The organism is Kitasatospora sp. NPDC002522 (assembly GCF_053595195.1).
On the sequence record NZ_JBSFXE010000062.1, the window covers coordinates 22,323 to 29,937 of the forward strand.

A 7,615-nucleotide genomic window follows, 5' to 3' on the forward strand; every position below is an offset into this window, starting at 1 on the left:
GAGGGGTCCGGTCAGGTGGGTATGGCTCACTCGGAAGCGCCGCCCTTCACGTAGCTCTCGTAGCCCTCTTCCTCCAGCTTGTCCGCGAGCTCGGCACCGCCGGACTCGACGATCCGGCCGGCCGCGAAGACGTGGACGTAGTCGGGCTTGATGTAGCGCAGGATGCGGGTGTAGTGGGTGACCAGCAGGGTGCCGACCTCACCGGTCTCGCGCACCCGGTTGATGCCCTCGGAGACGATCCGCAGCGCGTCGACGTCGAGGCCGGAGTCGGTCTCGTCGAGGATCGCGATCTTCGGCTTGAGCAGCTCGAGCTGGAGGATCTCGTGGCGCTTCTTCTCACCGCCGGAGAAGCCCTCGTTCACGTTGCGCTCGGCGAACGCCGGGTCCATCTGCAGCGCGGCCATCGCCTCCTTGACCTCCTTGACCCACAGCCGCAGCTTGGGGGCCTCGCCGCGGACGGCGGTGGCGGCGGTGCGCAGGAAGTTGGAGACCGAGACGCCGGGCACCTCGACCGGGTACTGCATGGCCAGGAACAGGCCGGCCCGGGCCCGCTCGTCGACCGACATCTCCAGCACGTCCTCGCCGTCCAGCAGCACCTGGCCGCCGGTGACGGTGTACTTGGGGTGGCCGGCCAGCGAGTACGCGAGGGTGGACTTGCCGGAGCCGTTCGGACCCATGATCGCGTGGGTCTCGCCCTGCTTGACCGTCAGGTCGACGCCACGGAGGATCTCGCGCGGACCGCCCTCGGCGTTGACGGAGACGTGCAGGTCGCGGATTTCAAGCGTTGCCATGGGGTACTCAGTTCTCCTGGTTGACGGAGACGAGCACATCGTCCCCTTCGATCTTCACGGGGTAAACGGCGACCGGCCTGGTCGCGGGCAGCCCGGACGGCTTCCCGGTGCGCAGGTCGAAGCTGGAACCGTGCAGCCAGCACTCGATCATGCAGTCCTCGACCTCGCCCTCGGAGAGCGAGACGTTGGCGTGCGAGCAGATGTCGTTGATCGCGTACACGCCGTCGTCGGTCCGGACGATCGCGACCGCGACGCCGTTCAGCTCGACGCGCTTGGGAACGTCCTCCTGGAGGACGCTCAGCGCGCAGGCGCGGACGTAGGTCATGCGACCGTCTCTTCCAGCTCGGCCTCGATCTTCTCCATCAGACGGTCCTGGATCTCGGCGACGCCGATCTGCTGGACCAGCTCGGCGAAGAAGCCGCGCACCACCAGGCGGCGGGCCTCGTCGGCCGGGATGCCGCGGGACTGCAGGTAGAACAGCTGCTCGTCGTCGAAGCGGCCGGTGGCGGAGGCGTGGCCGGCCCCGACGATCTCGCCGGTCTCGATCTCCAGGTTCGGGATCGAGTCGACCCGGGCGCCGTCGGTGAGCACCAGGTTCCGGTTGAGCTCATAGGTGTCGGTGCCGAGCGCGGCGGCGCGGATCAGCACGTCGCCGACCCAGACGGCGTGCGCGTCCTGGCCCTGCAGGGCGCCCTTGTACGCGACGTTGGAGCGGCAGTGCGGGGTGTCGTGGTCGATCACCAGGCGGTGCTCGAGGTGCTGGCCGGCGTCGGCGAAGTACAGGCCGAACAGCTCGGCCTCGCCGCCGGTCCCCGCGTAGTTCACCCGCGGGTGCAGCCGGACCACGTCGCCGCCGAAGGTGACCACCACGGACTTGAACGTGGCGTCCCGGCCGACCAGCGCGTTGTGCTGGGCGACGTGCACCGCGTCGCGGTCCCAGTCCTGGACCGAGACGAAGGTCAGCTTCGCGCCGTCGCCGACCAGCAGCTCGACGTTGGCGGCCCGGGTGCCGGAGCCGGTGTGGTTCAGCACCACGACGGCCTCGGCGAACGGCTTGACCTCGACCACCAGGTGGGCGAAGGCGGTGCCGCCCTCGCCGTGTACGTCGATCCGGACCGGCTCGGTGAGCACCGTCTCCTTGGGGACGGTCACCACCAGGGCCTGCTCGAAGGCGCTGAACGCCTGCGCGGCGACCCGGTCCACCGGGGTGCCGGCCTTGCCGACGCGGGCGTCGTCCCGGCCTACCAGCTCGGAGGTGACGCCCTCCGGCAGGCCCAGGTCGATCTTGTCCTCGCCCTTGACCGCATCAACGGCCGAGCCGTCGTGCAGCCCGCCGAGGCGGTGCAGCGGGGTGAACCGCCAGTCCTCCTCGCGGCCGGTGGGCACCGGGAAGTCGTTCACGTCGAAGGACGGCTTGACCGCGACACGGGCGTCGATCGGCTGCCGGACGGTCTCGCGGCCGGTGCCCGGGCCGGCGAGCTGCGCGCCGGCGCCGGCGGTGCCGACCTCGATCGAACCGGCGGTGGTGGAGCCGGGGGTGTTCTGCTCAGCCATGGCTGTTCGTGTTGCTCTCTTTCGGAAATGGTCGACGGACGGCGGGTGCTGACGGCGCGTCAGCCGACCGCGCCCTCCATCTGCAGCTCGATCAGCCGGTTCAGCTCCAGCGCGTACTCCATCGGCAGCTCGCGCGCGATCGGCTCGACGAAGCCGCGGACGATCATCGCCATCGCCTCGGTCTCGGTCATGCCGCGGCTCATCAGGTAGAACAGCTGGTCCTCGGAGACCTTGGAGACGGTCGCCTCGTGGCCCATCGACACGTCGTCCTCGCGGACGTCCACGTACGGGTAGGTGTCCGAGCGGGAGATGGTGTCCACCAGCAGCGCGTCGCACAGCACGTTCGACTTGGCGCCGTGCGAGCCCTCGCCGATCTCGATCAGGCCGCGGTAGGAGGTCCGGCCGCCGCCGCGCGCCACCGACTTGGAGACGATGTGCGAGGAGGTGTTCGGCGCCATGTGGACCATCTTCGCGCCGGCGTCCTGGTGCTGGCCCTCACCGGCGAAGGCGATCGACAGCGTCTCGCCCTTGGCGTGCTCGCCCATCAGGTAGACGGCCGGGTACTTCATGGTGACCTTGGAGCCGATGTTGCCGTCGATCCACTCCATGGTCGCGCCCTCGTACGCCACGGCGCGCTTGGTGACCAGGTTGTAGACGTTGTTCGACCAGTTCTGGATCGTCGTGTAGCGGCAGCGGCCGCCCTTCTTGACGATGATCTCGACCACCGCGGAGTGCAGCGAGTCCGAGGAGTAGACCGGCGCGGTGCAGCCCTCGACGTAGTGCACGTAGGCGTCCTCGTCGACGATGATCAGCGTCCGCTCGAACTGGCCCATGTTCTCGGTGTTGATCCGGAAGTAGGCCTGCAGCGGGATGTCGACGTGCACGCCCTTCGGCACGTAGATGAACGAGCCGCCGGACCACACCGCGGTGTTCAGCGCGGCGAACTTGTTGTCGCCGGCCGGGATGACGGTGCCGAAGTACTCCTTGAAGAGCTCCGGGTGCTCCTTCAGCGCGGTGTCGGTGTCCAGGAAGATGACGCCCTGCTCCTCCAGGTCCTCACGGATCTGGTGGTAGACGACCTCCGACTCGTACTGCGCGGCGACGCCGGCCACCAGGCGCTGCTTCTCCGCCTCCGGGATGCCCAGCTTGTCGTAGGTCGCCTTGATGTCGGCGGGCAGGTCCTCCCAGGACTCGGCCTGCTTCTCGGTGGACCGCACGAAGTACTTGATGTTGTCGAAGTCGATGCCCGACAGGTCGGAGCCCCAGGTCGGCATCGGCTTCTTGCCGAACAGCTTGAGGCCCTTGAGTCGCAGGTTGAGCATCCACTCGGACTCGCTCTTCTTCGCGGAGATGTCGCGGACGACGTCCTCGTTGAGGCCGCGCTTGGCGGCGGCGCCGGCCACGTCCGAGTCGGCCCAGCCGTACTCGTAGGTGCCCAGGCCTTCGAGCTCGGGGTGTGCGATGTCAGTCATGCGAGGTTCCTCCGCGGACGATCCGATTCGTTGGGGGACGTACCGGCAGTCGGCACTGCACCGGGCGTCCGGGAGGACGACGGTGCGGCACCGGATGCCGGCACATACGTGGTGCAGACCCCGTCGCCGTGGGCGATCGTGGCCAGCCGTTGCACATGGGTGCCCAGGAGCTGCGAGAAGACCTCGGTCTCGGCCTCGCAGAGCTGCGGGAACTGCTCGGCGATGTGCGCGACCGGGCAGTGGTGCTGGCAGAGCTGGGCGCCGGCCGGTGCGCTCGCGGGCGGCGCGGAGGACACGGCGGACGGAACACGCCGCACCGTGGCAGCGTACCCGTCGGCGCTCAGCGCCTCGGCCAGCGCCTCGGCGCGCTGCTCGGCGTCGGCCAGCTCCAGGGCGGCCTGGTACTGGCGGCCCTGCCGGGCGAAACGAGCCCGGGCGAAGGCGGCGACCGCCTCCTCGCCCGCCTTGCCGCCGCCGGCCGCGTCGGAGATCCAGCGCAGCGCGTCGGCGGCCAGCTGGTCGTAGGCCTGGTAGAAGGCCGACCGGCCGGCGTCGGTGAGCGCGAACACCTTGGCGGGGCGCCCGCGGCCGCGGCTGCCGTACACGCGCTGCTCGCGTGCGTCGACGAGACCGGAGGCGGCGAGGCCGTCCAGGTGACGGCGGACCGCTGCGGCGGTCAGGCCGAGGCGGCTGGCCAGGTCGGCGGCCGAGGACGGCCCGTGGTCGAGAATCGACCGGGCGACCCGGTCCCGGGTCGCCCGATGCCCCTCCGCCAGGGCTTCCGCCGCCGTCGCGGGCACGGCACAGCCGGGGGCGTCGTGCTCCCCGGGCTGGGCGTCGTGCTCGCGAATCTTTTTCACAACACGATTGTTGCGTAATTCGGGTCCGAGAGACAAGCCGTGATCCACGCCTCACCGGTGTCGTCCATCACGGTAGGCAAGCCTTACCCGAGGACCGGCGTGAGCTGCTCCTACACTCGCCGGTATGCATGCAGACCCCGCCGTCGAGGTGACCGGACTGGTCAAGCGGTACGGCGACAAGACCGCCGTGGACGGGCTCGACCTCTCCCTCGCGCGCGGCGCCGTCACCGCCGTGCTCGGCCCGAACGGCGCGGGCAAGACCACCACCGTCGAGACCTGCGAGGGCTACCGGCGCCCCGACGCGGGCACCGTCCGGGTGCTCGGCCTCGACCCGGTCGCCCAGGGCGCCGAGCTGCGGCCCCGGATCGGTGTGATGCTCCAGTCCGGCGGCGTGTACCCCGGCGCGCGCGCCCTCGAGATGCTCCGCCACACCGCGAAGCTGTACGCCGACCCGCTGCCCGTCGGCCCGCTCGCCGAACGCCTCGGCCTGGACTCCTGCGGCCGCACCGCCTACCGCCGGCTCTCCGGCGGCCAGCAGCAGCGCCTCGCGCTGGCGATGGCCGTGGTCGGCCGCCCCGAGCTGGTCTTCCTGGACGAGCCCACCGCGGGCCTCGACCCGCAGGCCCGCCGCGCCACCTGGGAGCTGATCGCCGAGCTGCGCACCGCCGGCGTCACGGTGGTGCTGACCACCCACCAGATGGACGAGGCCGAGCAGCTCGCCGACGACGTCGCGATCATCGACCGCGGCCGCGTCATCGCCCAGGGCTCCCCCGACCGGCTGCGCGGCAGCGAGGCCCGGCTGCGCTTCGACGGCCCGGCCGGCCTCGACCTGGCCGGGCTGCGCAAGGTCCTCCCGGACGGCGCCGCCGTCGCCGAGGCCGCCCCCGGCTCCTACCGGGTGGACGCCGAACTCGACGCCGCCCTGCTGGCCGCCGTCACCGGCTGGTGCGCCGAGGCCGGCGTGATGCCGGACCGGCTGGCCGTGCAGCGCCGCAGCCTCGAAGACGTCTTCCTCGACCTGACCGGACGGGAACTGCGATGACCGCCGCCGACCTCACCCCCCGCCCGGGCGCCGCCCCCACCGGCCGGATGCTGCTCGCGCAGACCGCGCTGGAGACCCGGATGCTGCTGCGCAACGGCGAGCAGCTGCTGCTCACCGTGGTCATCCCGACCGTGCTGCTGGTCCTGTTCTCCGCCGTCGACGTGGTCGACACGGCCGGCCCCGGCAAGCGGGTCGACTTCCTCGCCCCCGGGCTGCTGGCGCTGGCCGTGATGTCCACCGCCTTCACCGGCCAGGCCATCGCCACCGGCTTCGAGCGCCGCTACGGGGTGCTCAAGCGCCTGGGCGCCACCCCGCTGCCGCGCTGGGCGCTGCTCGCCGCCAAGACCGGCTGCGTGCTGGTCGTCGAGCTGCTGCAGGTGCTGCTGCTCTCGGCGATCGCGCTGGCGCTCGGCTGGTCCCCGCACGGCAGCCCGCTCGCGGTGCTGGCGCTCCTGGTGCTCGGCACCGCGGCGTTCTCCGGCCTCGGCCTGCTGATGGCGGGCACCCTGCGGGCGGAGGCCACGCTGGCCGCCGCCAACCTGGTCTTCATCCTGCTGCTGCTGGCCGGCGGCGTGGTGGTGCCGCTGGCGAAGTTCCCCGCCGCGGTGCGCCCGGTGCTGGAGCTGCTGCCGATCTCGGCGCTCTCCGACGGCCTGCGCGCGGTGCTGCAGCTCGGCCACGGGGTGCCCTGGGGCGACCTCGGGGTGCTGGCGGCCTCGTCGGTGCTCGGCCTGACCGCGGCGGCCCGCTGGTTCCGCTGGGAGTAGCGGCCGCCGCCGGAGCACGGCATAAGCCCGCCTACGATGGTCCGGTGACCAACCCGTTCTCCCTCCTCGCCGACCGCTGGCACCCCTCCGCCCGGCAGGTCCGCCGGGCCGCTCTCGCCGCGCTGGTGATGAGCGTGGTGATCGTGGTCACCGGCGGCGCCGTCCGGCTCACCGCGTCCGGCCTCGGCTGCACCACCTGGCCGCGCTGCACCGGCGAGAGCGTGGTGCCGACGCCCGAGATGGGCGTGCACGGCGTCATCGAGTTCACCAACCGGATGCTCACCTACGTGCTGTGCGCCGCGATCGGCTGGGCGATCCTGGCCGCCCGCTGCGCCACGCCGTGGCGGCGCTCGCTCACCCGGCTCGGCTGGGCCCAGTTCTGGCTGGTGATGAGCAACGCCGTGATCGGCGGCGTCACCGTGCTGACCGGCCTCAACCCGTACATCGTGGCGGTGCACATGGTCGCCGCGATGGCCCTGGTGTGGGTCGCGGTGCTGATGTGGGAGCGCAGCGCGGAGGGCGACGCCGCGCCGCGGACGCTGGTCGCCGAGCCGATCCGGCACCTCGCCCAGGTGCTGGTCGCGGTGATCGGCCTGCTGGTGCTGGTCGGCACCATGGTCACCGGCGCGGGCCACCACCCGGGCGCGTCCAGCAAGGACGGCAAGCCGGTGGACCGGATCCCGATCGACTACGACCGCCTGGTGCAGGCCCACGCCGACCTGGTCTTCCTCTCGGTCGGCCTGACCCTCGCCGCGCTGCTGGTGTTCGCCGCCGTCAAGGCCCCCGCCCCGGCCCGGGCCCGGGTGCGCGAGCTGTTCGTCCTGCTGCTCGCCCAGGGCGTGCTGGGCTTCGTGCAGTACTTCACCGACGCGCCCGAGGTGATGGTCGGCCTGCACATGCTGGGCGCCGCGCTGATCTGGGGCGCCGCACTACGCGTCCCGCTGGCGCTGCGCAGCCGCGGCGGCATCCCCGCCCAGGCCAGCGCACCCGAGGCCGAACTGGTCGCCTGAGGCTCCGTCACGGGACGCCCTAGCTGTATTGACCACGAGCGTTGTTGACGGTGGTCTGGCTTGATCAAACGTGAAGACCTCCGGTGTGGTGGAGCTGTCTAGGACTGCACCGCACCGGA

The 7,615-nt window shown here is 71.6% G+C and carries 8 protein-coding genes; 3 read left to right on the plus strand and 5 right to left on the minus strand.

The window, feature by feature from the left end; translation table 11 throughout:
• Positions 1-26: 26 nt before the first annotated feature.
• Genes sufC through ACWD4U_RS32405 form a run of 5 tightly spaced genes read right to left on the minus strand, consistent with a single transcriptional unit; the run spans position 27 to position 4,677 of the window.
• Positions 27-791, minus strand: coding sequence for a Fe-S cluster assembly ATPase SufC (gene sufC, locus ACWD4U_RS32385; protein ID WP_363460963.1), 765 nt, complete (start codon positions 789-791; stop codon positions 27-29).
• A 7-nt stretch (positions 792-798) separates the two neighbouring features.
• Positions 799-1,116 carry a bifunctional 3-phenylpropionate/cinnamic acid dioxygenase ferredoxin subunit gene (locus ACWD4U_RS32390; protein ID WP_363460965.1) on the minus strand — a complete coding sequence of 106 codons (318 nt, stop codon included), beginning with the start codon at positions 1,114-1,116 and terminating at the stop codon, positions 799-801.
• Positions 1,113-2,345, minus strand: coding sequence for a Fe-S cluster assembly protein SufD (sufD, locus tag ACWD4U_RS32395; RefSeq protein ID WP_363460967.1), 1,233 nt, complete (start codon positions 2,343-2,345; stop codon positions 1,113-1,115). The genes ACWD4U_RS32390 and sufD overlap by 4 nt, the downstream gene beginning before the upstream one ends.
• Positions 2,346-2,404: 59 nt before the next feature.
• The gene (gene sufB, locus ACWD4U_RS32400) at positions 2,405-3,817 is read right to left on the minus strand and encodes a Fe-S cluster assembly protein SufB (RefSeq protein ID WP_363460969.1); all 1,413 of its coding nucleotides are present in this window, start codon (positions 3,815-3,817) and stop codon (positions 2,405-2,407) included.
• Positions 3,814-4,677, minus strand: a complete 864-nt coding sequence (locus ACWD4U_RS32405; RefSeq protein ID WP_449787378.1) for a helix-turn-helix transcriptional regulator — start codon at positions 4,675-4,677, stop codon at positions 3,814-3,816. The genes sufB and ACWD4U_RS32405 overlap by 4 nt, the downstream gene beginning before the upstream one ends.
• A 124-nt stretch (positions 4,678-4,801) precedes the next feature.
• Between ACWD4U_RS32405 and ACWD4U_RS32410 the strand changes: the two genes are divergently transcribed.
• The 3 genes from ACWD4U_RS32410 to ACWD4U_RS32420 are packed head-to-tail and all read left to right on the plus strand — an operon-like array spanning position 4,802 to position 7,496.
• Positions 4,802-5,719, plus strand: a complete 918-nt coding sequence (locus ACWD4U_RS32410; protein WP_363460971.1) for an ABC transporter ATP-binding protein — start codon at positions 4,802-4,804, stop codon at positions 5,717-5,719.
• The gene (locus ACWD4U_RS32415) at positions 5,716-6,486 is read left to right on the plus strand and encodes an ABC transporter permease (RefSeq protein ID WP_363460973.1); all 771 of its coding nucleotides are present in this window, start codon (positions 5,716-5,718) and stop codon (positions 6,484-6,486) included. Before ACWD4U_RS32410 ends, ACWD4U_RS32415 begins: the two co-directional genes overlap by 4 nt.
• 44 nt (positions 6,487-6,530) lie before the next feature.
• Entirely contained in the window at positions 6,531-7,496 is a 966-nt protein-coding gene (locus ACWD4U_RS32420) for a COX15/CtaA family protein (protein WP_363460975.1), read from the plus strand.
• Positions 7,497-7,615 lie beyond the last annotated feature (119 nt).